This window comes from Alicyclobacillus fodiniaquatilis (genome assembly GCF_042678105.1).
GTDB lineage: Bacteria > Bacillota > Bacilli > Alicyclobacillales > Alicyclobacillaceae > Alicyclobacillus > Alicyclobacillus fodiniaquatilis.
In genome coordinates this window covers 1-25,007 of sequence record NZ_JBHUCX010000073.1, presented here as the reverse complement: position 1 = coordinate 25,007, position 25,007 = coordinate 1, and the positions used below count along the sequence as shown (strand labels likewise).

21 protein-coding genes and 2 rRNA genes are annotated in these 25,007 nt (G+C 48.4%); 6 read left to right on the top strand and 17 right to left on the bottom strand.

What is annotated here, in order from left to right:
• Positions 1 to 29: 29 nt before the first annotated feature.
• The 4 genes from ACFSB2_RS17995 to ACFSB2_RS17980 all read right to left on the bottom strand — a co-directional run bounded on the left by ACFSB2_RS17995 (position 30) and on the right by ACFSB2_RS17980 (position 3,365).
• A complete protein-coding gene (locus ACFSB2_RS17995; RefSeq protein ID WP_377944523.1) occupies positions 30 to 713 on the bottom strand; it encodes a phosphoadenylyl-sulfate reductase in 684 nt (227 codons plus the stop codon).
• Positions 714 to 871: 158 nt separating this feature from the next.
• The gene (purN, locus tag ACFSB2_RS17990) at positions 872 to 1,474 is read right to left on the bottom strand and encodes a phosphoribosylglycinamide formyltransferase (protein ID WP_377944522.1); all 603 of its coding nucleotides are present in this window, start codon (positions 1,472 to 1,474) and stop codon (positions 872 to 874) included.
• 67 nt (positions 1,475 to 1,541) lie between these two features.
• Positions 1,542 to 2,735, bottom strand: coding sequence for an MFS transporter (locus ACFSB2_RS17985; protein ID WP_377944490.1), 1,194 nt, complete (start codon positions 2,733 to 2,735; stop codon positions 1,542 to 1,544).
• Positions 2,736 to 2,783: 48 nt separating this feature from the next.
• Positions 2,784 to 3,365, bottom strand: a complete 582-nt coding sequence (locus ACFSB2_RS17980; RefSeq protein WP_377944489.1) for an NADPH-dependent FMN reductase — start codon at positions 3,363 to 3,365, stop codon at positions 2,784 to 2,786.
• 252 nt (positions 3,366 to 3,617) lie between these two features.
• Between ACFSB2_RS17980 and ACFSB2_RS17975 the strand changes: the two genes are divergently transcribed.
• Complete coding sequence (locus ACFSB2_RS17975) at positions 3,618 to 4,748, top strand: glycosyltransferase (RefSeq protein ID WP_377944488.1); 1,131 nt, start codon at positions 3,618 to 3,620, stop codon at positions 4,746 to 4,748.
• Positions 4,749 to 4,794: 46 nt separating this feature from the next.
• Here ACFSB2_RS17975 and ACFSB2_RS17970 read toward each other — a convergent pair whose 3' ends face one another.
• Both ACFSB2_RS17970 and ACFSB2_RS17965 read right to left on the bottom strand, forming a co-directional pair.
• Complete coding sequence (locus tag ACFSB2_RS17970; RefSeq protein WP_377944487.1) at positions 4,795 to 6,321, bottom strand: glycosyltransferase; 1,527 nt, start codon at positions 6,319 to 6,321, stop codon at positions 4,795 to 4,797.
• 89 nt (positions 6,322 to 6,410) lie between these two features.
• Positions 6,411 to 7,244, bottom strand: a complete 834-nt coding sequence (locus tag ACFSB2_RS17965) for an undecaprenyl-diphosphate phosphatase (RefSeq protein ID WP_377944485.1) — start codon at positions 7,242 to 7,244, stop codon at positions 6,411 to 6,413.
• A gap of 137 nt (positions 7,245 to 7,381) precedes the next feature.
• Here ACFSB2_RS17965 and ACFSB2_RS17960 point away from each other — a divergent pair, with 137 nt between their 5' ends.
• Both ACFSB2_RS17960 and ACFSB2_RS17955 read left to right on the top strand, forming a co-directional pair.
• Positions 7,382 to 7,849, top strand: coding sequence for a DinB family protein (locus ACFSB2_RS17960; protein ID WP_377944484.1), 468 nt, complete (start codon positions 7,382 to 7,384; stop codon positions 7,847 to 7,849).
• A gap of 359 nt (positions 7,850 to 8,208) precedes the next feature.
• A complete protein-coding gene (locus tag ACFSB2_RS17955; protein ID WP_377944483.1) occupies positions 8,209 to 8,883 on the top strand; it encodes an HAD family hydrolase in 675 nt (224 codons plus the stop codon).
• A 55-nt stretch (positions 8,884 to 8,938) separates the two neighbouring features.
• Here the strand turns inward: ACFSB2_RS17955 and ACFSB2_RS17950 are convergent, their stop codons facing one another.
• Positions 8,939 to 9,715 carry a class I SAM-dependent methyltransferase gene (locus ACFSB2_RS17950; protein ID WP_377944482.1) on the bottom strand — a complete coding sequence of 259 codons (777 nt, stop codon included), beginning with the start codon at positions 9,713 to 9,715 and terminating at the stop codon, positions 8,939 to 8,941.
• Between the two features lie 19 nt (positions 9,716 to 9,734).
• The gene (locus ACFSB2_RS17945; RefSeq protein WP_377944481.1) at positions 9,735 to 10,949 is read right to left on the bottom strand and encodes an ABC transporter substrate-binding protein; all 1,215 of its coding nucleotides are present in this window, start codon (positions 10,947 to 10,949) and stop codon (positions 9,735 to 9,737) included.
• 186 nt (positions 10,950 to 11,135) lie between these two features.
• Here ACFSB2_RS17945 and ACFSB2_RS17940 point away from each other — a divergent pair, with 186 nt between their 5' ends.
• Entirely contained in the window at positions 11,136 to 11,627 is a 492-nt protein-coding gene (locus ACFSB2_RS17940) for a hypothetical protein (protein WP_377944480.1), read from the top strand.
• A 4-nt stretch (positions 11,628 to 11,631) separates the two neighbouring features.
• Here ACFSB2_RS17940 and ACFSB2_RS17935 read toward each other — a convergent pair whose 3' ends face one another.
• Positions 11,632 to 12,654 carry an aminoglycoside phosphotransferase family protein gene (locus ACFSB2_RS17935; RefSeq protein ID WP_377944479.1) on the bottom strand — a complete coding sequence of 341 codons (1,023 nt, stop codon included), beginning with the start codon at positions 12,652 to 12,654 and terminating at the stop codon, positions 11,632 to 11,634.
• 114 nt (positions 12,655 to 12,768) lie between these two features.
• Here ACFSB2_RS17935 and ACFSB2_RS17930 point away from each other — a divergent pair, with 114 nt between their 5' ends.
• Positions 12,769 to 13,182 (top strand): VOC family protein, encoded by a 414-nt coding sequence (locus ACFSB2_RS17930; protein WP_377944477.1) that lies wholly within the window; start codon positions 12,769 to 12,771, stop codon positions 13,180 to 13,182.
• 116 nt (positions 13,183 to 13,298) lie between these two features.
• Here ACFSB2_RS17930 and ACFSB2_RS17925 read toward each other — a convergent pair whose 3' ends face one another.
• From ACFSB2_RS17925 to ACFSB2_RS17905, 5 genes are all read right to left on the bottom strand, one after another.
• Positions 13,299 to 14,936 (bottom strand): type 2 periplasmic-binding domain-containing protein, encoded by a 1,638-nt coding sequence (locus tag ACFSB2_RS17925; RefSeq protein ID WP_377944476.1) that lies wholly within the window; start codon positions 14,934 to 14,936, stop codon positions 13,299 to 13,301.
• 95 nt (positions 14,937 to 15,031) lie between these two features.
• The gene (locus ACFSB2_RS17920) at positions 15,032 to 15,925 is read right to left on the bottom strand and encodes a carbohydrate ABC transporter permease (RefSeq protein WP_377944475.1); all 894 of its coding nucleotides are present in this window, start codon (positions 15,923 to 15,925) and stop codon (positions 15,032 to 15,034) included.
• Between the two features lie 21 nt (positions 15,926 to 15,946).
• Positions 15,947 to 16,906 (bottom strand): ABC transporter permease, encoded by a 960-nt coding sequence (locus ACFSB2_RS17915; RefSeq protein ID WP_377944474.1) that lies wholly within the window; start codon positions 16,904 to 16,906, stop codon positions 15,947 to 15,949.
• A gap of 694 nt (positions 16,907 to 17,600) precedes the next feature.
• The gene (locus ACFSB2_RS17910) at positions 17,601 to 20,030 is read right to left on the bottom strand and encodes a glycoside hydrolase family 95 protein (protein ID WP_377944473.1); all 2,430 of its coding nucleotides are present in this window, start codon (positions 20,028 to 20,030) and stop codon (positions 17,601 to 17,603) included.
• A 41-nt stretch (positions 20,031 to 20,071) separates the two neighbouring features.
• A complete protein-coding gene (locus tag ACFSB2_RS17905; protein ID WP_377944472.1) occupies positions 20,072 to 22,735 on the bottom strand; it encodes a glycoside hydrolase family 2 protein in 2,664 nt (887 codons plus the stop codon).
• A gap of 324 nt (positions 22,736 to 23,059) precedes the next feature.
• Here ACFSB2_RS17905 and ACFSB2_RS17900 point away from each other — a divergent pair, with 324 nt between their 5' ends.
• On the top strand, positions 23,060 to 23,905 hold the full coding sequence (locus ACFSB2_RS17900; protein WP_377944471.1) for an AraC family transcriptional regulator: 846 nt from the start codon (positions 23,060 to 23,062) through the stop codon (positions 23,903 to 23,905).
• A 129-nt stretch (positions 23,906 to 24,034) separates the two neighbouring features.
• Here ACFSB2_RS17900 and ACFSB2_RS17895 read toward each other — a convergent pair whose 3' ends face one another.
• From ACFSB2_RS17895 to ACFSB2_RS17885, 3 genes are all read right to left on the bottom strand, one after another.
• Positions 24,035 to 24,418 carry a VOC family protein gene (locus ACFSB2_RS17895; RefSeq protein ID WP_377944470.1) on the bottom strand — a complete coding sequence of 128 codons (384 nt, stop codon included), beginning with the start codon at positions 24,416 to 24,418 and terminating at the stop codon, positions 24,035 to 24,037.
• A 175-nt stretch (positions 24,419 to 24,593) separates the two neighbouring features.
• A 5S ribosomal RNA gene (rrf, locus tag ACFSB2_RS17890) occupies positions 24,594 to 24,710 on the bottom strand.
• A 204-nt stretch (positions 24,711 to 24,914) separates the two neighbouring features.
• Positions 24,915 to 25,007: ribosomal RNA gene (locus ACFSB2_RS17885) — 23S ribosomal RNA — on the bottom strand; the annotation flags it as partial.

The following is a 25,007-nucleotide window of genomic DNA, read 5'->3' as shown; positions in this document are numbered from 1 at the left end:
CGCTCCACTATATTTTTTGCTGTCATCCCCTACCTGTGCAGGCCACATTCCGTCTTGCTGAAACCAGCCCAGCGTCCGCTGCGCGGATCCTCTCCTGGTCGGACAGGCCGCGTGCAATGCGTACAGCCGATACTGGGGTAGCCTTGGTCATGCAACGGATTATACGGGACATTGTGATCCCTGATGTAATTCCATACATCTTTTTCTGTCCATAAAATGAGCGGATTGACCTTGACCAAATTAAATTTCTTATCCAACTCAAACGCTTGTGCGTGGGCACGTGTTGCAGCTTGATCGCGGCGTATGCCCGTGATCCAACCGTCGTACTGTTTCAAATGGCGAATCAGCGGTTCAACTTTGCGGATATTGCAACATGCGGTGGGATCCTTCGCCCAGAGCGCTGCTCCATGCTTTTTGGCTTGAGCGGCCAATGTCAATTTGGGACGAACGCGCGTCAGATTGGGGATTTCGTACCGATTCATCACCTGATCAATCAAAGCGTATGTCTCTGGGAACAGCACATCCGTATCTAAGTAAAACACGTTCACATCTTCTTTGACCTTCATCAACATATCCAATATGACCATGTCCTCTGCCCCAAAGCTGCAAGCAAATGTGAGGTTGGGGATCAGGTCCACAGCCTTCGCCAGGATTTTCTCTGGTGACAATGTCTCAAAATCTGCGGCCAAGCGTTTGCACATCTGCTCGTTCATGATGGAATTCGCCAACAACAGCACCCCGTATCCCTATCATTTTCCAGTTGATACATTGTTCGCACCATACGTATTCGCGAAGGTCATCAACTGTGCGGCGCACATCAGGCAACCGACCAAAATGAGCGAAAATTTGGCAGAGGCCGTTGCGAACGGATTTATTTTGGGAACGTCGATCTCGCTTGTGTTTGACTCCACTGGCGCAATACCTGAACGTAAAGTGGGCCTTCCTCTTTTGCCACGCGCGCCTGCAGCACATCCGGTGTATCTCCCGCCAAAACAGGCACACGGACTTGGCCAAGTATCTCCCCCTTGTCGTACACCTCATTGACCAGATGCACGGTCGCGCCGGTTTCCTTTACCCCAGCAGCTAATACGGCAGTATGTACATGAATCCCATACATCCCCTCACCACCAAACTGCGGCAGGAGACTGGGGTGAATATTTAAAATGCGCTGATGATACGCATGAAGTGTTTTCGGACCAATCCGCTTCATGTAGCCGGAGAGAATCACCGTATCCACCTGATGTTTTTGCAACGTGGAAACAATGGCTTCGTCTACTGCAGCCTCACTGCCACAGCGAGCTTTGTTGAAACAAAACGCAGGTATGCCAGCATCCATTGCCGCCTTGATTGCGCCAGATTGCGGATTATTACTGATGAGCACGGCGCCGTTCGCCTGTAGCGCTTGCCGCTCAATGGCTGTTAAAATCGCCCGCATACTGCTGCCATTGTGCGACGCGAGAAAACCAAGTTGCACTGTCAAACCCCCACCTCCTTGTATCATCTTTGCTGCATGACTTTGGTTGTGACACACACGTGGCAGGTTACTTCGCGAAATCAGCAACACCGTCGTTCGGCAGGAAGAAACAGAGCGCACTGCCGATGATGGGCAGTATCATCAAGGTATAAAATACAGTTGTCAGACCAAGCGCGTCTGACAGCGCGCCAAAAAAGGTCGCGCCAATGCCGCCTGCGCCCACACCGACGCCAATGGTCAAACCAGAGGCCAAACTGATGCTGCGCGGCAGGAGCTGTTGGGCGTAAACCACCGTCACTGCAAAGGATGACAGAATAAAAAAGCCAAAGGGAATCAACACGCAGAGCGCTGGCGCGCCATGCACAAACGGGAGCCCGAGCGCAAACGGGATGGAAAACAACATCGAAAACAACAAAATGCGTTGTTTCGCCAACTTATCCGACAGCGACCCGCCGACAAAAGTGCCGACCGCGCCCGCAGCCAGAAAGATAAACGTAAATTCATCCGACTGCCCGAGCTTCATGTGAAAGTGGTTCATGTAATAAAACGGCATAAACAGTGAAATCCCGATTTGACACCAAGATCTCAAAACAATCACGACGACAAGCAAACTGACAGCGCCGACTCGGTTTCTCCCTTCCATCTGACGCATGCGCTTCCCCTTGGCCGTCAGGGTGTTGCGGTACCAAGGATAGACGCGCCCCGTCAAAAAGAGCCCGCCAACAGCCAGCAGCATAAACCACAATAAGCCATGCACGCCAGTCGCGATCAAAAAAAACGGCAACATCAGCGGCCCCAAGGCCTGTCCACCGTTGCCGCCCACTTGAAACACCGCCTGCGCCAACCCTTTTGCTTTGCCTGCAGCCAATGACACGCCCCGCGCAGCTTCTGGATGGAACGCGCCAGAGCCAAGCCCACTTAGTGAAATCAGCAGCAACAATACCGCATAATTTGGCGCAATGCCTGTCAGCGAGAGGCCAAGTCCCGATGTGAACAACCCTAAGGGTAAAAACCAGGCTTGCGGATGTTTATCCGTCAACATGCCAAACAACGGTTGGGAAACGGACGATGTGAGATAAGAACAAAGCACAATCAGACTCGTTTCCGTGTAGTTCAGATGGTATGCTGACATGTATATCGGCGCCAATGCGGGGACAACCCCAGTGGTCGCCAAATCGTTGAACAAGTGCGATCCACATAATGACCAGACCACGCCCCGCTTCATCGCCCCATCTGCAAGCTGTGTATCTACGTTCGACATCGTACCTGACCGCCCTTCATGATGTAGACATACGACCCAAGCAACCCTTTAGCTTGGACGCAGTCGCTTCGCGAGATCTATCACCTGCTCTACCATGCTGGTCAACCGATTCGTGACACCCACATCCGCGATTTCACCTGTTTTCTGGTCAATCACCTGTCCAGGCACCAGCACGGTTCTCGGCGCCGAAAGACCATTGAGGCCTCGTGCAGAGTGATGCAGGTCGTTTAAGACGTTGCCTGAGTTGGCGCCCAGCGCCATCAGACCAACCACTTTGCCACCAAAGTAGCGCGGCTCATCCTGATTCAAAAAATTTAAAGCGTCGAGCACGTTCTTCAATACGCCCGTGATGGTCCCATGATACGAAGGAGAGCACAGGATAATCCCATCCGCCTTTCTCACCTCGTCCATTAACCAAGGCAAAGTCGGCGGATAGGATTCCAATGCCCTTTCAGGGTTGTACATGGGCAAATCCAGTTCACGAACGTCCGCCAAAACCGTTTGGGCTCCTCTGTCCGCAGCCAAGCTAAGCGCCGCCTGCAGGGCCTTTAAACTTAACGATCCAGCGCGCATCGTCCCACCAATGCCTAAAATACGGACTTCTCTCGATGATGTGCTTTTTTCTTCCATCTTATAAAGAGGCCTCCCTGAAAAGCTCGGATAAACCCCATTCTATATCAAATCCCTGCAAAGCACCCACCTTTGATGAATGGAGATGGACACGTTGTCTTTGCGTAACTACCGTTCTCAAGCGTTCCAGGCAAGCCGAAATCGGGCAGCTTGCCACACAGGAGGCTAGTTCTTTGCCGTGGATGAGCTCCCGCTACATGCATAGGGTGTAAAGCAGTTGGACGTTACATCCTATGTATGAGGTGATACACGATGTCTACGGTGCAACCGAGAGTTTTAATGGTCTTAGACGCGCTTCTAGTCGGCGGCACAGAGACGCATGTATTGACATTAACGCGTTCCCTCCTCGCCCGAGGCGTTTATGTCTCCATATGCGCTGGCCATGGCGCACTTGAATCTGAGTTCGAAAAACTTGGCTGTAACATTCACTACGTCCCTTTTTTTGGCGCATGGTCACGTCGCGAGCGAGCCAGCATCCGACGCACATTGACATCCATCATCCTGGAGGAGCGGATCACTCATATACATGTGCACCAACTACACTCTGGCCAAATGGCACTCACTTGCGCCCGCAACCAAAAGCTCGCCGTGATTGCAACCGTACACGGAAAATATTACGATTTGAAAACCATGCGTTCAATGCAGGAAAAAGGGGTGCAGATGATTGCAGTCAGTCCACCTGTGCGCAAATGGATGAAAGCACAGGGCGTGGATGCAAGTGTCATTCCCAATGGCATCTCGCTCCAGCATTTCCGGCCCAAAAAATACGGACTGTCCATCATCCGCAAAAAATTAAACATTCCGCAAGCGGCGCAAGTTGTGGTATACGCTGGTCGACTCGCAGGAGAAAAAGCGGATGTTTGCCGCAGGGTTATCGACGCTTGCAGTCAACTGCAAGCAAACGGCCATTCGAACCTGCTTTTGATCATCGTTGGCGGCGGTATACACGCTGACGCAGTCAAAGCGTATGCCAGACAAGTGGAAAAGCGCACAGGACGCTCGTATGTCCGTTTTCTCGGCACCCACAAAGCCATGCGACCGCTTTATGCCGTGAGCAATTGCGTCGTCGGCACCGGACGCGTTGCACTGGAGGCGATGTCTTGCGCACGGCCCGTGGTCGCCATTGGCTCTGCCGGCCTGTACGGGCGCATCCGACCGCAAAAATTGCATAGCGCATGGCATTATTACTTTGGCGATCACGCCGCACCTTACCCTCACAACAGCCATAAATTGTCCCAACAGATTCAACGCATTCTTGCTTCAGAACATCGCCAGGCGCGCTACGGTGATGCAGGCCGCGCCTTTGTCGCTGAAAAATTTGACAGCAACAAAATCGTACACCGGATTCTGCAGATTTATCGGCATGCACGGCCCATCCATTAGACGGGTCGTGCATTTTGTTGCCGATTCTCCCCAAAGTGAAACGACCCTATGAGCGAGCAGCCATGGGAAAATGGTTGACGATATATTGTTCGGCAATCGTCCGACGGCGGACATTGTCTGGGAAGGCGCCTCTGTCACCAAGGGTTTGCTGCAGACAGTGAATGGCTTCTACATAATCGCCGATGATGAGTTTCTGCAGCGGTCGACCGACCGACTTATCATGCAGATGCGGCCTTGCGGCATTCGTGTGAATCACATCGACAGGATGCACGGCCATGACTTTTAACCCTGCCAGAATGGCTTTCACTTGGGCCACCGGCGGCACGGCAAATGCCTCTGCGCCAATCTGTTCGACTGTCCGCCTAGATACGGCGTGTGGCACTGCAGTGAGCGAGGCCACGCCCAAATCAGGCCGCTCACAGGCGATATTTAAAAAGCGTTTGACAATGGAGGGAGGGTCTATTTGCCGTCTTTTGGCGAGAATGGCATCCAAATGGTTCAATGCAATGTCGACCCCTTCATCAAGGGCCGCCAAAAACGGTTGTACTTGTGCTTTGGGCAAAATGATATCTGCATCCGTAAAGAAATACTTAGCGGCATCCACTTGCATGCAACCAATTGCCCGACCGACATCGTGTCCTACAGGATCGCGATAGTGATCGACCTGGACTGAAAGACCTTTCACGTCCGGCAAAGTCGTATCGGATGTCCCATTTAACACCAGCCGGACTTGATCCAAATGCAGCCTGCGCAATTCTTTCAATACCTGCCGCAGGGTTTCTTCACCTTGCGTCGGCACGATGACTGCAGTATCAACACTGGATCTGGGCAGAACGGGCATTTGCGTGACGAGATGGCGCTTGCGGCTGAGATCCGTAAATCCACCGCGCGAGCCGCGCTCTTGGATGATGACCGACATTCCTTCCAGGCAGTCGCCGATGATGAGCCGCCTCATGGTCAATTCATGGTGAGGGCCACGTCGGCGGTTCAGCCGTCCAACTGGGACATGCGCCGCAACTTCCACTTTCAAGTTATTCGAACAAAGCGCACGCGCTTGCGCCACCGGCGGCACGCAAAATGCAAGTGGGCCCAACTGCAACGCTGCACGACGCGAGATGGCGTGCGGGATTGCTGTGAGACTTGCAGCCAGCAAATCCGGCCTGTCGGCAAATACGTTGAGCGCATGTTTGGCAACGGCCGTTGGGTGGTGAAACTGCTTTGTGCCAAACAAAGGATATCGGTTTAAGGCAATATCGGCGCCGCGCTCCACCGCCCTGACGAACGGCTCCAATTGCGCGATGGTCACAGCGACATCTGCATCCAGCACCAAAAGAATATCACCATGCGCCAAGGATATCCCAATGGCCCGGCCAATGTCCGGCCCCAGCCTGGTGCGAAAACGAACCACACGCGCACCGGCCATTTTCGCAATGTTCCCAGTCCCATCTGTACAGCCATTGGCGATGACGATGACCTCAGGACGTCGATGCCAACGCAATAAACGCCGCACCAGCGGGCCAATGGTTTTGGCCTCGTTGTGTGCAGCGATGACAATGCTTAATTTACGATTCATGATTGGCCCTCCCTGTCACGATGCAGCAAAACATACTCTGCTTCAGAGTATGCGCGTACAAGGCACAAGGCCATGACATCCGCCTCTGATTAAAAATAGAGGTGGAACAACGCCATCAGGGCGACCACAATGCCGACAATAATACAGTAGAAGCCAAACGGACGCAGTGCTTTGACCTCTGTGGAACGAAAGTACCGCATCAAGAACGCTGTGCTCAACAGTGCCACGATGCCTGCCACCGCGCCGCCAATCAACCCATAGTGAATCATCTGAGCACTGCCCTGGTGCAGAAGCTTCGGCACCTCAAGTACGCCAGCGCCAAGAATGACCGGCGTCGCCAGTAAGAAGCTGAAGCGCGCCGAATCCTCGTAGGACAATCCACTGCCAAGCCCAGCCGTCATGGTGATACCGGATCTCGAAAAGCCCGGCACCAGCGCGAACGCCTGTACGATGCCAATCAAAAAACTGCGGCCATACTTCATTTGATACAGTTCCACTTGCGCGCGGCGCCGCCGACGCATGCGGTCGGCTACAAACAACACCAAACCGTTGACAATCAGGAAAATCGAAGCGGAGAAGGCGGATGAGAATAAATCTTCTAGTGGTTGTTGCAGCAACTTGCCGATAATTGCGGCAGGGATCGTTGCGACAATGACCAAAAACAATTGTTTGCGCTCATGGCGCATTTCACGAATAAACAGCGACGCAATCAGCCTTAGCCAATCCCGCCAGAAGTAGATGAGTAATGCAAGTCCGGTCCCTAGGTGTAACATGACGACAAAGGGGAGAAACACATCAGATTCGGAAAACTGGGTCCAGTGGAACAAATACGGCAAAATGACCGCATGACCCACACTGCTGATAGGAAACAACTCTGTGATGCCTTGCATGATGGCGTACACAATGACTTGCAGAATGTGCATTTAACGGCCTTCCTTTCGAGGTCTTTCACCCACCTCCCCCATTTTAACGGATGTCGCAGGCTTGGCAATCCGTTTTTGTACAATTGATAGATTGCTATATACTAAATTTCGTAGGAAAAGTTGAAGGAGGCGTTGATATGGCAAAGGCAGAACAATTCTTGCAGAGCTATCTCATGCACCGAAATGTGCTTGGCGAACTTGTGGCGACACTCAAGGACGAGGATGTGCAATTTTCTCCTTGGGACAAAGCCATGTCCACAGGAGACCTCATCTGGCACATGTTGTCATCGAGCTACTCATTTTCCGCTGCCGCAGCTACTGGTCAATTTGAACGCGTGACCGATAAACCAGCATTGACGACCATTGCAGAGGTTCAGAGCGCCATCGCAGCATGGACGGATAAGACCGTAAACAACATTCGTTCAATGACCGATGAAAAGTTTGATGAACTGGTCGACATGACGAAAGTGTTCGGCACCCAAATCCCTGCAGGCGCATTGTTGCAATCCATGCGGGATCACGAGATTCATCACAAAGGGCAGTTGTTCGTTTACGCACGCCTTTGCGGCGCTGACGGCTTACCCTTGTTTATCAAGCGAGGTTAACGAAAGCTGCATCTCGGCATCGCTTGCGTCACGAGATCCTAAAGCAGTTTGGCAAACATGCAACAACGCGATTTTTCGTCCTCCAAGCGCAGGCGCCATTCATCCAGCTGCGCTTGGAGTACATCTAGTGCAACAAAATCAATCGCCCCTAAAAAACTGTATCAACCGCTGCAATTCCACTTTTCTTGCTTTATCCTGGAGAAGACTTGATCCCATCTATAGCAAAGATGCCTGCCCTGAAATTGAGCGCTAACGACGGAATCGAAAACACAGGAATGAGGTGCTGGGTTGAGCAAAGAGACTTTTCGTGTCACCCTATCGCCAAAAGAGGCCGCTCGGCTGGAGAGGGGGCATTTCGAATGATGGATGCGGTGTTTTTTGATTTGTACGAAACATTGATCACAGAGTGGCGAGACGGCAAGAAAAAAGCCGATTTCGGTTCGCCAGCCAAATCTTTGGGTATCGAAGAAAAGCAGTTCAAAACGGAATGGAGCGCCCGGCGCGATCAACGAATGACCGGCCATTTTCACGATTATCAGCATGTGCTAGAAGATATCTGCCAGGTTTTTGGCGTCACCATAACAACGGATGCCTTGCAGGATCTTTGCCGTGAACGAACTCGGGCAAAATCCGTTCCGTTTGCGGAGATTGAAGAGGGCATCCTGAATACCCTCAATCAGTTGAAGGAAATGGGTATCAAAATTGGCTTAATCAGCAATTGTTCCTCAGAGGAAATCACAGCATGGGCTGCCAGCCCGCTCGCCCCGCTATTTGATGATGTCATCTTCTCCTATGAGGTAAAACTCGCCAAGCCGGATCCCGAAATATATGCGCTGGCGTGTAACAGAATGGGTTGCTTACCAGAACACGCCGCCTTTGTCGGAGACGGTGGCTCTGATGAACTGGCAGGTGCCGAAAGATACGGACTCCGCCCATATCACGCAACGTGGTTTGTGCCCGAGTGGATCAGTGAAAGAATAACGGCTTACCCCAAACTGCGCGCGCCAGGCGAGCTGGTGGATGCCTTGTCCTGAGCGATGAGAAGACATTGGGGGCGGAATCGGCACTGGAAGAACGACGCCCCCTGTTTTACGGTGTCAACGGCTCCAATTCAACCGACACTTTATCAGCCACGATGTTGAAAAATCGGGGGATTTTTGGGTTTTCTTTATCTGGCTCTTCATCGAAAAGACGGACATACATCCCGTTTTTCGCCAAAGCATTCAGGATCTCACCAACGGTCCACTTGCGTAAAAGCACTTTGGGCAACAATGCTTGCTCATGTGTTGGGAGGAGACTCGTGTAGGCAACGGTTTCTTCGACAAATGAGCTGTCGAAGTAGTCTCCCTTTTCACTATGCAGCAACTTCCCTGCCACCGGATGGAAGTCGGTCAGCAGTAACCGTCCTTTGTCGTGGAGAAAGCGATTGATGATGGTAAAGAGGAGATCTAGATCAGTAAAGTAATGAAGAATGCCCAATTCCATGAGGATTACGTCAAAATTCATCAATTCCGGTGATACTGGGGCCTTCAGAAAATCAGAGCAGATGTAGCGAATGGAAACCCCAGCAGCGGCGGCGACCTGTTCCGCATAGCGCTTGTTCGCTTCCGAGATGTCGATCACGGTGACATCCGCCCCAAGTATGGCCAACGGAACAGCTCTGCCGCCATGCGATCCCAAAGGATTCAGAATGCGCTTCCCTGCCGGATCGCCAATGTATTTGAGATGACGCCGCAAAGGATACCTTGGATCAGCTTGGAATTTCGTTGCCTGCTCGACTGGGTTCCCCATTTCACTTACCCAGGCCTCGTACGCCCGAGCACTCCATGCGCTCTGGTTGCGCGCGCTCTGTGTCGTTTGATCCATTCTTTCACCTCCTAGTTATTCACAGAGAAGCGACGGCGTTCGCTTTTTCACTTTCGATGATTTTGTTGATGTTTTGCTGCAATTCTTCCAGCACCAGTTCGATATCCTTGTCTTTTTGTACCATTTCCACAAATGCATTCACGACACAATTCGTTACAGCCGGAAGCGTCTCATATTTACTTCGCTCAAGTATCGGCTCGGCTAACGTATTCACGGCGAGCGCCTCGGTGTTCTTGTGCTCATAGACAGATATGTTTTGCGCGAATTGGCGATACATTTCTCTATCCTTCAGACAAGATACAAAGCCATTGCGCGACTTGTGCAATTGAAATTCATCTGAAACGAGATAGGACATCACTTCAAATGCCGCGTCCGATTCACGACAGGTTGAACTCATCGCAATTGATTCGGAGATCCAGGGAAAGTTCGGACCAATGCCTGGTGCATCGCTAAAAACAGGCAGTGATACCATGTCCCAATTGAACGAGTTGAAAGTATCCTCGAGACACTTGGCACAGATGATTCCCATCGCAACAACCTTATCCCGCCCAAAGTGCCCATTGAAGCGGAACATATTTCTCGGGTCCACGGGCATATTGCCGGGAATGGAATATATCCGTTTAAACACATCGGCGATTTTTCTCCAGCCATCTGTCATGACGTTCGCGTTGTCGGTATGCGGAGCCACAGTATTCTCAGACAATTGACTTTTCAATATTGCTAGCGTGTCAGCGGTGTTCAAGCCTTGATATGCACTGCCATCGACAACACCCGTCACCCGCTGCGCCAGCTCGATGACCTCGTCCCAAGTCATGCCATCTCGTGGATAGGGCATGCCAAACCAATCAAATATGTCCTTGTTGTAAAATAGCGGGAATGCTTGTCGTTCATATGGAAATACGTACAACACACCATCGCCCTGCGCGAGGCTGGTGCTCAAGCAACCTGGTTCGAAACGGGATAGATCGGTTCCATGTCGGTTCACGAGCACATCAAGGTTTTGTAGCAACCCTTCCTTCGCCAAAGACCTACTGCGCATAGAATCAATCACCAGGATATCAGGGACGTTGTTTGACGCTATCCACATTTGAACATGCTCAGACGTTGGATTTTCCTGCCGAAACTCGAATTCGATATGCGGGAATGCTACAACAAGTTTTTCTTTCACTTGAATGACCTGCTCGAACCGCACATCTGAAACCCTTGAATTGAAATTTACGGATAATTTGATCACGACAGCTCCCCCTTAAAGCGCTTTCATGAACATCCGATTATATCTTCTGTACACAACATGAATCCCCTGCCAAAAGAAACCACTTCCTTACGCCACAAAAGGCTTATTTCATTTGTTGCAACCATAGCTCCAAATCATCTACGATAATCTGTAGTACGGTACCTTAGAAAGGAACAGAGTACTGACATGATCACATTGAAATCCAGTGTAAGTGATGAAATACACAAACAATTGGCGATTGAACTATTTAATTTCACATGGGACTTGATTGAAAAGCCGGATCGAAATGAAACAGAAGACGAGACAATGGTGAACGCAGCCCACGCGTCTCGCTTTCATTGGGACATGGTAGGGACCGCCCAGCACTTTGCGACAGGTGAATGGCAAATTTCTCGTGTGTATTCTCTTGTAGGGAGACCTGAACCTGCGCTGTTTCATGCACAAAAGTCCCTAGCTCTTTGTCAAAACAATCAACTCGGTGATTTTAACACAGGTTTCGCATACGAAGCACTGGCACGCGCATATGCAACACAAGGAGACACCAAGCAACGTGACGAAAACATTGCGCTAGCCAATCGATCCGCTGAAAAAGTGGACAAGGAAAGCGACAGGGTGTGGCTCTTAAAGAACGTGAATACTATTGCATCGCTTTCTTTGCCAATATGGGAAGGTAACTGATGGATTATTCCTTATATAACTGACCGACCATCTCTTCAACAGACGCCCAGCGGTCAAGACAGTGAAATTCTATCATTTCAAGATCGTTTTGCTTTTGCTCGTCACCAAAGTTTTCGTTTAAAATATTGTGAAGCCATTGGTTCAAATTTCTCAATTGATGACGGTAAGCGTAGAAAGCGACCATGTCGGGATTGAGCGAGAGATCTATCTGCCTCTCTTCTGCATAAGCCAGACGGAAAGTCGCGTATTCTGAGCCAATGTACGAGAAAAAGTCGCGTTCTATGGGGGCAACGATTGTATTTTCCCAATCGAGAAAAACAAGTTGACGATTGGTCTGATGCATGATGTTGCCGCCCCAAAGATCACCATGGCATAGTACAAGTTCATGTGAAGACTGTAATACACGTTCTCGCTGTTCACAGAGCTGTTGCCAAAAACGATGGATCAACTTCAATCTTGGGAGAACGATGGATTGAAGTTCCAGGATAAATGGATCATTGTCTTTGTAAGACGCTAAGCATTCGAGGTTGGCCTGTAAACGCTCTCCAAAGTCAACGCCGTACGTCTCACTGGCAACCTGTGCGTGCAAGCTCTTTAGCGGTACGGTGTGAAGCTTCGCGAGCCCAATCGCCATACTCGTTTGGATCTCGTCGGAAAAAGGATAGGCATCCGCCAACGTCTCACCATCAATATATTCGAACAAAACACAGACAAAGCGCCCTATACTACACTGCATATCACCACTGACGGTATAGTGTGGTTGAGGGAGATAGGGAAATAAGTTGGATTCTTTGAGCTCTATCATCAAGGGGATATACCCACGAAGTTGCTCAACACCCAAAATTCCCTTTTGTGTGGAAGTATCGAATACTTTGAGATATCTGCGTTCAAATGCTGTACTGACAACAATATAGGAAAATGCCGAATCTCCAACAGGGATGAATTCATACGAGGACACGTCAAAAGCGTAACTTTGCTTGATGAACGCACATATTATTCTTTCGAATTCCGGGATACCTTGTTTCATAGCTGAATTTCTCCCCTGACCAAAGGAATCATTTGTTTAGGAAATTGTACTACGAACTTGTGTGAATTAACGCAAGGAAATACCAGTAGAACTGAATTCACTGGAGGAATATCAATGGCAAACCAGATGTGGATTAATCTCCCTGTAAGCGATCTCGAAAAGTCCAAAGCCTTTTTCGCACAAATTGGGTTTTCTTTAAGTGCTGGCCCCGGGAATATCAGTGATAACGCGTGCCTCGTCATTGGCGATGAAAATGTGGGCGTGATGCTTTTCCCCGAATCGACTTTCAAGAAATTCACGGGAAAGGAGATTGCAAATACAGCAAAAGGGACCGAAGTGCTGTTTACCATTGGGGCAGACAGTAGAGAAGAAGTAGATGAGATGGTAAACAAGGTGGTAAAAGCCGGCGGGAGGATTTATGGCAAGCCACATGACCAAGGCTGGATGTATGGCGCCGGATTCGCTGATCTGGATGGCCATCTATGGAATGTCTTGTACATGGATATGGACAAGATGACTACAGGATAAAATGGGTAGACTGCACTTATGTTCAATTCGTGATCGCGCATGAAATGCTGTGCACTCCTAAGAACACACAGCATTTCATGCGGGCCCATATTGAATTTCATCTTTTACAATTCGCCTTATTTCACAGTTTGATCATATGCATTTTGATATATTTGTAGATATTTCGAAAGACCTAAACCGTTGAACCCTGCCACATAAGCGTTCCAATCCTTATTGATGTTCTTTGCACCAGTGATAAATTGGTACATATTCTGCTGCACATAGTTCGTGATATTCGTCTGTAGCAAGGATGCCTCGTCTGCCTGAGATGGATCAATCCAGAGACTTTGTGGAACCACTTCTGGCCGTTGGTGACCCATGTAATCTTCTTCCGTTGCGTCAAACAATTTCCGTTCATAACCAGATCCATCAGCAGCATTGGCATTTGTATTGTACGCCCAAGATTTCCGCATACCAGTGGGCTTGTACCATTCAAGGCCCCAGGTATTGTTTGTCGGTTTTGCATTCGCTGGTCGTGTAATCATTTTGTACAACGCTTTATGACCGCCCAGTGCAACATCCTTAGCACCCGCTGTCTCCCAGTCAGTCCCCTCCACCCCATACTGTGAGCGAATCATGCCTTGCGGAGAATAGATATAGTCCATCAATTTAATGGCTGCAATTGCTTCTTGTTTACTCGCTTTGTTTGTGATGACAAAGTCCGCCGGTGCATTCCAAGGCACATAATTCGCATATGACTTACCGTTTGGCCCAGTAAGCGGTGGAACAGCCACATAATCTTTATATCTGGTGCTGTCTGTAAATTCCGCCGGATGCTCTGCGGCGCCTGCTCCTAAAATTTCTACGCCCGCATGTTCACCCTCCTTCTGATAGGCGGTGCCATCCTGAGTGATAGCGGCCGGATCAATAAGTCCTTTTGCATACAGAGAATGCAGGTACTCAAGCCCCTCTTTCCATTGTGGTTGATTTGCGGCAAAGCCCAATTTGTCGTTGTTCACAGTGAAGTAATAATCGTCATCATCGGCGATGAAGGCGTTCATCAAGAATACGTCAATATGCGTTCCGCTAAGCGTATTCGCTCCACTCAGCGGAATCTCGTCCTTCTTGCCATCGCCATTCGGATCATCGTTTTTGAACGCTTCCAACACCTGCTCAAACTGGGCTGGCGTTTTCGGCATCTTCAATCCCAGCTTCTTTAACCAAGTCTGGTTGATCCACATCTTATCCGGGAACTGACAGTGATAACATTCATTGATTTCACCTAAGGAGTAGATATTTCCATCTGGCGCTGTAACGTCCTCTTTAAAGTATTTGTTTGTTTGTAATAATTTTTTAATATGTGGCGCATATTGGTCGATTAATTGATTGAGTGGAATAAAGACGCCTTCCTGTCCGTATTTCAAGACGTCCGTTTGCGAAATGGGATCATTCCACGTAATCGGCATAATGACATCTGGATAATCGCCACTGGAGAGTAACAACTGTTGCTTCTCTGTCGCAGCATCCTGTGAAGCTACTTGAAACTGGATGTTGACATTCAGCTTCTTGTCCATGAGCTTGGTAAACGAACTCGACTGAAGGAGACTCTTGGTGCCAGGTGTGAAAATACTTAAGGTGACAGGCTGGTCACTCCCAGAAGACGAACTTCCTGACTGCGATCCGCCACTGGCGCACCCCGTCAGCAACAGACCTGAACCGAGCGCGACTGCCGCGGTTGTCAACATCGATTTTCTCATCTTTTTCCTTTGGCCCATTTCATTTAACCTCCCCGTGTTTAAATACCGAAACATCAAATCATTAAAAAACTAGCCTCTCCTGCTTTCATCACCACCCTTCCCAGCTTTGCAGATTAGCCCTTCACAGAACCAATAAACATCCCCTTCACGAAGTGCTTTTGAATGAACGGATACATCGCCAGCACCGGGATGCTCCCGATTACCATCAGCGAGTACTTCATCAAATCCGCCAAGTTCTGCCGCTTCAACATCTCTTCCACGTTCTCCATTCCCGACGACTGCGTGTTCAATATCAAAATATTGCGCAATACCAACTGCAGCGGGAACAGGTTGTCCGACGACAGGTAAATCAGCGCGTTGAAGTACGAGTTCCACTGCCCTACCGCAAAAATCAGCACCAACACCGCGATGATCGGCTTCGACAGCGGCAACACCACCCGCAACAAAAACCCGAAGTCGCTGCACCCGTCCATTTCCGCCGCCTCTGCCAACTCATCCGGTATCGTGCTCTGGAAGAACGACCTCGCCACGATGATCAAAAACACGTTCATCGCCGCCGGAAATACCATCGCCCAACGCGTATCCAACAGCCCGACGCCCTTCACAATCAAATACGTCGGGATCAATCCCCCAGAGAAAATCATCGTGAACAACAACATCGACGTCAGGATATTGCGCCCCACAAATGTCTTGCGCGACAAGGGAAACGCCATCAATATCGTCAGCGACACCCCCACCAATGTGCCGAAAAACGCATAAAACAATGAGTTCAGGAATCCAACCACGATTTGAATATTGCTCAAGGCCACTCTGTACCCATCCAGTGTAAAGTGCACGGGATAGAGCCAAACTTGCCCTGAGTTCACTGCCTGCGCACTACTAAACGAAGCGCTTACAATGTATACAAGCGGGTACAGCACCACCACCAGACAAATCACCAGCAACACATAAATCGCCGCCATAAAAATCCGGTCGCCCGTCGTATCTTTCACTGCCGTTCTTGCCACTTCTTCTCCCCCCGTCTCTCCTCACCAAAGCCCGACTTTCGACACGCGCTTGGCCACTGTGTTCACTATCAAAATCAGCACCAAATTCACCGCCGAGTTAAACAGCCCAATGGCCGCCGCGAAACTCACATCATCGTTGATGAGCCCCATCTTGTACACGTACGTCGAGATCACTTCGCTCGTACTCAAATTCAACGGGTTTTGCAACAGCAAGATCTTGTCCACCGCAACCCCCATGATGTTCCCCGCGCTCAAAATCAGCAGAATCACCACAGTCGGCAGGATCCCCGGCAAGTCCACGTGGATGATCTTCTGCCACTTCGATGCGCCGTCAATTTTCGCCGCCTCGTACAGACTCGGGTCAATGCCCGCCAGCGCCGCCAGGAAGATCACCGCGCTGTACCCTGCCGTTTGCCAGATGTCCGTCACCACATAGACAGGAACGAATAAATCGGGTCGACCGAGGAAGTTAATCGATTTCATGCCAAAGAAATTGAGAATCTCGTTGACCAATCCCGAGTTGGGATCCAACAACATGATGATCATGGAGCCCATAACCACCGTCGAAATAAAGTAGGGCGCATAGGTCACCATTTGCACCGTGCGCTTGAATGGCCGAATCCGCACCTCGTTCAACGCCAGCGCCAGAATGAGCGGCGCTGGGAAGCCGAAGATCAACAGCGACAGACTGATCTCCAACGTGTTCCGGAGAATGATGGGGAACTCTGGGTCGGTAAACAGCATGTTGAAGTATTTCAGTCCGGCCCATGGACTGCCGAGGATCCCCTTGACGACGTTGTAATTCTTAAACGCGAGGACGGCGCCGAACATCGGCGCATAGTTGAAGACAATCAGGAAAGCGACTGGAAACAGCACCATCACATAGAATTGCCAATGTCGCTTCATGCGCTTGAACAGTTTTTTCTGAGCCGGTTTGTTCAAAACACCTTGTTTACTGTTCACGAAATCGTTTACAACCATTGTGACACCCCTTTCATCAATGCAGTGAATATCAACTTTTGAGTGGACGGCTCCATTTTTTGAGACTGGATATTTACGCCGCTTATCAATTGATAACATTAGAGAATTTCCGTCCTGTTAGAATTCTCCAAAACACCACCACTTGGGGAGAAATTTCGACTGAAATACCGCCTATTTCAATACCTTCCCAAGTACCCGCCTCTATTCATAGAATAAATTTACTCTATGAATAAAATTATAATCTATGATTTTCACCGAAAAAATAACAAAATTATATTATCGATAAAACTATATTAAGAATTACACAGATGTAACTTTGAAATAAATTCATCTATGAGGCAAACCTAATAGATAACGAGTTTACCCATCTGGGCTCGCCCAAATTCACGAAGTGATGCTAGATTACTGGAGGTTAGCAATTGATCAGATTAACATTTCCTCTTGTGGGGGCGTGTAACTCGCCCGTGGATTTCAGATTCTGCTTCGTGGGTGACGCGCTCACTCGCTACACAACGTCGAAATGGCCCCCAACTGACGATGTGGGCCATTTCGAACCATGAGCAAGAATCAACTCAGTTTTTTCATCCAGGGGAACGATCCATTTGGATAATCGCTGCAAGATCAGCTTCTGGTTAAGGGGAGTTTGTCATCGTCTTCCTAAAACTAAAACGCAAGGTATGCGACTTTCGTCATTTTAATCTGATAGATTTCCACCGTCACTTATAGAACCTCTTTCAAGTTTTATACTAAAAAAAACGTCATACTTCATACCGGCTTGCATTGAAAATTGATATTTTCCGTCGCCAACTTCCGTAAAAACAACCTCGTACATGTCTTGTGCAATCCGTATCGGCTTGCTATCCGCCGCAAACACGCAATCTTGCGTTGTACCTGACTGAATCGTAGCTTCGATGATATGGCCATCCGCCCATTTTAATCTCACCTCATAGCCGCCCCGGGCTCTCAGCCCCATCACTTCACCGTTTTTCCATTTCTTCGGCAAAGATGGCAGCAAATCAAGAAATCCCTGATGCGATTGAAGCAGCATTTCCGCAATACCTGCTGTCGCTGCAAAATTACCATCAATTTGGAACGGCGGATGGGCGTCAAACAAATTAGCATAAACGCCGCCACGTTCCATATTGAGTGGTTCATCGCTTTTGACAAGGCTCAACAAATTGGATATGAGCCTCTCCGCCCTGTCTCCATCCTTGAATCTTGCCCATAAACCAATTTTCCACCCAAGACTCCAGCCAGTCCCTCCATCGCCTCTGCGCTCTAGCGATCTTTGCGCCGCCTTGAACAACACAGGTTTCGACTGCTCTGTAATGAGTTTTCCTGGATAGATCCCCACAAGATGCGATATATGACGATGATGCTTATCTTCATCCTCGAAGTCTTTATACCACTCTTGAAGCTGCCCGTGCTTCCCAATCTGAAAGGGTAGCAGCCTGTTTTTAGCCCTTACTAGTTCTTTTGCAAATACCTCATCTTCTCCCAGTATTCTTGCAGCTTCGATGCAATTTTCGAAAAGCTCAGCGATTAACGATATATCCATCGTTGTGGCTGCGCTCACGGCATAGAGACCGTCTCCAGTTTTGAACTTCTGCTCTGGAGACGTGGAAGGACCCGTAATCCAATACCCATCGTCATCCTCATAAATCCAATCTAAACAAAACAACGCTGCTTCTTTCATAATCGGATAAGCGCGCGTTCGAAGAAACACCTCATCTCCCCCAAAGGCGTAATGTTCCCATAGATGTTGAGTCAACCAGACACCGCCCATCGGCCACAGGGCCCAGACGGGATCTCCGTCGCCATAACCTCCCACAGGAGCAGTCTGCGCCCACAAGTCAGAGTTGTGATGCGCAACCCACCCCTTCGCGCCATAGTTTACTCTAGCCGTCTCCTTACCGTTTTTCGCAAGTCGCTCTATAAATATCAGCAGTGGTTCATGCATCTCAGCCAAATTGCAGGTTTCAGCAGGCCAATAGTTCATCTCTGTATTGATGTTCAACGTATAGTTGCTGCTCCAAGGGGCACGTGTCTCCTCGTTCCAAATCCCTTGAAGATTGGCGGGTTGCGTGCCCGGTCGTGAACTGGCAATCATCAAATATCGGCCGTAGTTGAACAGTAACTCCACCAAGCCTAGATCTTTGCTGCCATATTCGGCAATTCTTCGGTCAGTGGTCATATCCGTTTGAGCGACGCTTTCTTCCAAATGCAAAGACACCCTTGAGTACAGCCTACCGTGATCCACGATATGGGATGTCCGAATGTTCGAATACTTTTTTTGTATGTTTGATTCGATCACGTCAGCCGTTACGTCTTCGGGGTTGCATAAGCTGTTACGAGCGCCCAAAGCGGCGTCAAAAGAAGTCGCAGCGCTGAAATACAGAACTACCGTCGTCGCTCCTTCTACACAAATACCATCATGGGAAGATGACAAACTGCCGCCATGATTTGCCACGGCCATTCTTCCATGAAACTTCAGTGCTGTAGAAGTCTTGGCCTCTCCGTAATAGATAGGTAGTTCGGCATTGTAATAACTCGGCCACACCTGTTCAGGAGCGGTTCCACTAATGGTATATTGTCCCTCGCTTGATTTGGTGGTACAACGAAGTAAACTCGTCAGTCTGGCGCGAAAACTTAGGCTTCCAGGAGTGTCGGACTCCATACGAATGACAACCGCCTGATCAGGGTAAGAAGCAAATATCTCCCGCTTGTAGCCAATCCCGCCTATACTGTAAGAGACAGCAGCAATGCCAGAAGCCAAGTCTAGACTTCTCTTATAGTTACTGTACTGATTGCCATGCTCCATTGTGATGAACAAATCAGCGAACGGTAAATACGACTGCGTATACGGACCCATCATTTGCTTGCCGATGCTGTCAGCCTCGGCATAATTCTCACGAGCGATGCTTTCCCTAATTGAGGTAAGTACATCCTGCGATTTAGGGTTATTCCAATCCGTGAGTCCACCCGACCATAACGTATCTTCATTAAGCTGTATTCGTTCCAATTCTACACCACCAAAAACCATCGCACCGAGGTTGCCGTTACCGACAGGCAGCGCTTCGGTCCAAAACATTGCAGGTTTGTTAAACTGAATCAAGTCTCGCATCTCTCTACTCCCCACTAATCGCTTTTTTCCTCATTTTGTTTTCATGCATGGTTCGTCCCAAATAACCCAAACCACTTCAAATTCGCCGCTGTCCCTGTGGGTAAAGATGTAAAAAAAATTCTCACATATCGATAAGCCAACGGCTCTAGCAAAGCTTTTAAAGCATCGATCTCTGCCCGATTGTGTCGATAATCAAGCAATGGTCTCCACAAACTTCCGTCCATCGAGCCCTCTAAAACAAATTGATATACTCCCTTGCAGTCAAACTCGAGTTCGATACGCTTCGGATATTTGACTCCTTCCAGATCAAGGAGCCACCATTCCTCTGAATTTGCGCTACTAGCTCTCCATGAAATACTTCGATCAGCATTGTTGGCGTTACTCATTTCATAGCCCTTCGCCTCACTACTCGCTCGATTTGGCCGATAAGTAGACAGATCCATGATTTCCGAGTTGGCCCAATCGGTAAGACATGCTTTGCTCGGAACCCTAGGTATCATCAAATCTGGTTCACGTAAGATTTCGTCACCGACTGTAGTGATGGTTAAGAGTGCTCCCTCCAAACCGGGTGAAGTCGCGGATAGTACAGTCTCTCCTGCGTAATAGGACCGAAACGCAATGGCCCCTAAACCTTCAATGATCTCGAGTCCGGAGTCTGAAGCAATCAGTTTCGGATTGTAAGATGGGAATTGCCCAGGGCCATTCAAAACCTTAAGTTGAATATCCGCAGTGGCATTCACACGACGTCCAGTTTCATCCACAAGTTCCACAATCAGCTGTGTATCGTCAGTGCCGTCGTTTTTTATTGTGGTTTTACTACCTACTCCTGGGTATAATTTAATTCTTTTAGGTTCACCTGTTTTTGGCCAATTCGGTTCTGATCGGCCAGCAGCAGGTGCCCGAATTCCTAAATAATCAATCTCACTTGAGACTGCGCCGACCTGATTGGCGAAATAATTGAATCGATACCAGTACCAACTGCGCAAAGGAAGACGATAATAGTCGATGATCCCCATGTGTCCCATGTCATTTACCTGACTTCCATGATGAAAACCTGCCCATAGAGCTTGTCCACAGCGCCATTTTGGCGCATAAAAGCGGAACGGGTCTGTCTTGCTTGCCGATACGTGATCATAGAACGGCCGATATTCCCCCGGGCGATCCATGACTACACTTCCGTATTCAGAGATTAGCTGTGGACACTCTGGACGATTTGACTCTGGATCATCGCACCGCTCGTCACCTTCCCATTTCAGATAAAAACTCCCTCCATCTCCGTTCAACCCTGCTACATCTGCAATTTCTGGATTGTCCAACTGCCATCTTTGCGCGCCGCCAATGGCCGCTTTGCGTGTTGGATCTTCCTCGTGTGACACTTTCACCATTTTCTGAATAAGTTCAATCGCTTTGTCTTTCACGGATTCATGGCTGAAAAACGGTTCATTGCCCATGCTCCAAGCAATAATGCTTGGACGATTTCGATTGATTCGAATCATTTCGCGCAATTGTTGAGTAGCACTTTGCTCAAAGCCTAGTTGTTCCTTCTCCAACACAGGATAACCGCTTGTCTGCCAATTTTTTCTCTCCCCTGTATCGTCAGACCCTCCCATTCCCCAGAATGTGGCTTCTGACCAAAAGAGAATACCGTAATGATCACAAGCCTTGGCGAAAACTGGATGGTGTGGATAGTGACTGCCTCGAATGAAATTCATACCTGCGTCCTTGATCATTTTGACGTCTCGGTAGATCGCTGCTTGGGTAACTGCATCTCCCCAGCCAGCTTGATCTTGGTGAACGTTCGCACCATTCAAATACAGATGCCTTCCATTCAAATAAAATCCTTCATCAGCGGTCCACTCCATCCACCTAAACCCCATCAGGTCCTCATAAATGTCCGTAATAGCACCTTCTGCAATCACTTCACTGGAGATACGATAAAGATATGGATCTTCCGGGCACCAGAGACGCGGATTGAAAACTGATTCACTTAAAGTATCGAATTGATATGTACCGCCAGCTGGCACCACATGCGCACCTTCAATACTGGTCAAGATATTCCCCTGCTCATCCCAGACAATTGTGCGGACTGTGGCCAGTTTATTTGTGCTTGATTGGTTGGTTACTTCAGTTTGCATCCGCACCTGCATCTGTATATTCTCCCCAAAAGTCGAGAGAAGAGGTGTAGAAACAAATGTCCCATTCCAAGCAATATGTAAAGGCTCCGTAACCGTTAAACTCACATCTCGGTAAATCCCCCCTGAGAAGATGTGCTCACCGGAACGTGGCGCGATTTTCCCGTTCCATTCGTTGTTCACTCGAACTGCAATGACATTGTCACCAAGCTGTAGTAATTCATCGATCCTGATGTTAAAACCGGTGTATCCACCTTCGTGCTTACCGGCCAGCTTCCCATTTACATAAACCTCTGCCACTTGGAAAACACCATCGAATTCTAAGTAGATTATCTTGTTTTCCCAGTCTGAAAGACATTCCAAATGCTTCCGATACCAGCCGACTCCAATATACCAATTGTTCTCCATAAAATAAGGAATGCTGAAAGAGTGTGGCAATCCAATGTGACTCCATTCTGAATCGTCATAGTCGATTTGTTCAGGACCATTGGCATTAAACACTTTCCAGTCTCCTCGTACAAAACGCCATTCTCTGTTCAAATTGATTTTTTCCCGGAGACTTTTGTGTCTCATCCCGATCAACTCCAAAATAAATTATGGATATCTGGTCCTCTGCAAAAAAGTACGATACACAATTGTGAATTCGGATATTATTACACAATTAGCCAATATCGAACCTTGTTCCATACGAATAATCAAAGTCATTCTCTATTAAAGTTGACGAAGTTCCCCTAAAATCCACCACACAATCCATGACACAATACACACAGACACAGCATTCACACTTAAAACAAAATTACTTTTTGTTGATATTATATTTCATTGGTATTACAATAAAAAATGAAAACATTTTATCATCGATATAACTAAATTACTTTTATAATACGGAGGATTTCAATGTACCGTAATTATTTTTTGCCCAACTTCGAAGAATATAATTTTTTTTGTTTCCCTCATTCCGTCGGAAAATACACACATCCCCTTGATCACAATGTGGACCGTGAAGCAGGAGTGAGAGACTTTAGCTTGCACTTCGTAATAGGCGGTAAAGGATATATTGAGTTACACGATACTGTCTACACATTAAAAAAGGGTGATGTTTTTCTTCATACTCCGTTTCAGAAAATGCGCTACTACACATCTGAAGATGACCGCTGGGTCATTTATTGGTTACAATTTAATGGAAAAAGACTTGGTGATTTTTTATTAGAAAGTGGATTTCACGAATCATCCGTTTGGTTTATGAAAGATACAGATGTATTAGAGCAGACCTATCAGGATTTGCTTGCAGAAATTGAGCAGAATAATTTTGCGCGTCTCTCCAAAGTATCCGCGCTGACCTATTCTATACTCATAGAATTTATGTGCAACGCAATTCCGTTTTCCGGAAAAGGAGGAGCTAAAAGAGGGGCAAAAAATGTAGACCAAATTATCAACCTTATTCCTATCATGGAAAAAAACGCACATCTTCCTTATGTACTGGAGGAATGGGCGGATAAAGTAAAGCTTACACCAAATTATTTTTGCAATCTTTTCAAAAAAGTTACGAAGATGACCCCAGTAGCCTTCATCACGAAATGCCGAATCCAACACAGTAAACAAATGTTGTTAAGCGATCCTGATACACCGATCAAAGTCATTGCAATTGACTGTGGTTACCAAAGTGTAAGCTATTTCAACAAAATATTTATGGAAATGGAAGGCGTCACCCCAAGTGAGTTCCGGCAGTTGCATTTAAAGTAATATAGAGCACTTAAACGATAGCATTGCTCTTCATGCACAAGCGTGACACAACCGTGCTTGCTCACGCCGCATTCGCTGCTGGTAAAACCAATTCTAAAGTGAGCAGCTTGGAAGAGGCGCAACCTTGGTCTACACCTCGTATGAACGAGCAATTTCCCAATGAAAACCGAATGGGTCTGCCAATCGTCCCACACGCCAACCATGAGCATCTGCCATCGGATAAACTTCCGAGGCACCTGCATTCAGTGCCTGTGCGAAAACCTCATCTGGATTTTCCACTTGCAAAATCATTCGCACTGAATTGCCGTTTTCTGCTCCTGGGTCATCGCTTACCCAAAATTCTGCACCATGTACGGAAAGCCTCGATACGATAGCACCCTCTGGATCTTCTATATGGTACACTTCCTGTGCCTGAAAGGCAGTTTGATAAAACTCGACTGCTCTCTTGCCATCGCGCACGGATAGCCACGGGGCAATCGTATATGCAGAAACGTTACCATCTGCTGTTGACACATCAACCGACCTCCGCATTTACATATATTTTTTAATCCTATATTCAATCTATTGTGAATATTATAGCTTCTATTATTCCCGGATAATATATTTCTGCGTTAAAAAGGTCACCCCAATCACAAAAAGCCCCCTGCCACCACATCATCGTGGCGCACAGGGGGCTTTCTTCTCTCTCGCCTGGCAACGTCCTACTTTCCCAGGAAGTCTCCCTCCAAGTATCCTCGGCGCTGGAGGTCTTCACGTCCGTGTTCGGTATGGGTACGGGTGTTTCCCCTCCGCTATGGCCGCCAGACTCGGGTGTTCGCTCAAGCGGCTTCGCTTCGCCAAACCCAGGCTCCGCTGCAGATGCTTTCGCTCCCACCACTCGTCTTCGGTTCAGATTACATATTCGCAACCCTTCACCTGACTAAGCGTCTTGCTTTTTGTACCGTAGCTTTCACTACAGTCTGCCCTTGCTTCTGACTATGGAACAACCTCTCTTACTTCTTCCTTACTGCGGGTGAAGCCCTCGACCGATTCGTATCTGTCCGCTCCACATATCACTACGCTTCCACGCCAGACCGATCTACCTTGTCTTCTTCAAGGGGTC

What these genes read in the sequence shown, in the direction of transcription:
- ACFSB2_RS17995 (WP_377944523.1), bottom strand. Translation starts at nt 713, where the DNA reads ATGAACGAGCAGATGTGCAAACGCTTGGCCGCAGATTTTGAGACATTG.
- ACFSB2_RS17985 (WP_377944490.1), bottom strand. Translation starts at nt 2,735, where the DNA reads ATGTCGAACGTAGATACACAGCTTGCAGATGGGGCGATGAAGCGGGGC.
- ACFSB2_RS17980 (WP_377944489.1), bottom strand. Translation starts at nt 3,365, where the DNA reads ATGGAAGAAAAAAGCACATCATCGAGAGAAGTCCGTATTTTAGGCATT.
- ACFSB2_RS17975 (WP_377944488.1), top strand. Translation starts at nt 3,618, where the DNA reads ATGTCTACGGTGCAACCGAGAGTTTTAATGGTCTTAGACGCGCTTCTA.
- ACFSB2_RS17970 (WP_377944487.1), bottom strand. Translation starts at nt 6,321, where the DNA reads ATGAATCGTAAATTAAGCATTGTCATCGCTGCACACAACGAGGCCAAA.
- ACFSB2_RS17965 (WP_377944485.1), bottom strand. Translation starts at nt 7,244, where the DNA reads ATGCACATTCTGCAAGTCATTGTGTACGCCATCATGCAAGGCATCACA.
- ACFSB2_RS17960 (WP_377944484.1), top strand. Translation starts at nt 7,382, where the DNA reads ATGGCAAAGGCAGAACAATTCTTGCAGAGCTATCTCATGCACCGAAAT.
- ACFSB2_RS17955 (WP_377944483.1), top strand. Translation starts at nt 8,209, where the DNA reads ATGATGGATGCGGTGTTTTTTGATTTGTACGAAACATTGATCACAGAG.
- ACFSB2_RS17950 (WP_377944482.1), bottom strand. Translation starts at nt 9,715, where the DNA reads ATGGATCAAACGACACAGAGCGCGCGCAACCAGAGCGCATGGAGTGCT.
- ACFSB2_RS17940 (WP_377944480.1), top strand. Translation starts at nt 11,136, where the DNA reads ATGATCACATTGAAATCCAGTGTAAGTGATGAAATACACAAACAATTG.
- ACFSB2_RS17935 (WP_377944479.1), bottom strand. Translation starts at nt 12,654, where the DNA reads ATGAAACAAGGTATCCCGGAATTCGAAAGAATAATATGTGCGTTCATC.
- ACFSB2_RS17930 (WP_377944477.1), top strand. Translation starts at nt 12,769, where the DNA reads ATGGCAAACCAGATGTGGATTAATCTCCCTGTAAGCGATCTCGAAAAG.
- ACFSB2_RS17925 (WP_377944476.1), bottom strand. Translation starts at nt 14,936, where the DNA reads ATGGGCCAAAGGAAAAAGATGAGAAAATCGATGTTGACAACCGCGGCA.
- ACFSB2_RS17915 (WP_377944474.1), bottom strand. Translation starts at nt 16,906, where the DNA reads ATGGTTGTAAACGATTTCGTGAACAGTAAACAAGGTGTTTTGAACAAA.
- ACFSB2_RS17910 (WP_377944473.1), bottom strand. Translation starts at nt 20,030, where the DNA reads ATGCGAGACTTGATTCAGTTTAACAAACCTGCAATGTTTTGGACCGAA.
- ACFSB2_RS17905 (WP_377944472.1), bottom strand. Translation starts at nt 22,735, where the DNA reads ATGAGACACAAAAGTCTCCGGGAAAAAATCAATTTGAACAGAGAATGG.
- ACFSB2_RS17900 (WP_377944471.1), top strand. Translation starts at nt 23,060, where the DNA reads ATGTACCGTAATTATTTTTTGCCCAACTTCGAAGAATATAATTTTTTT.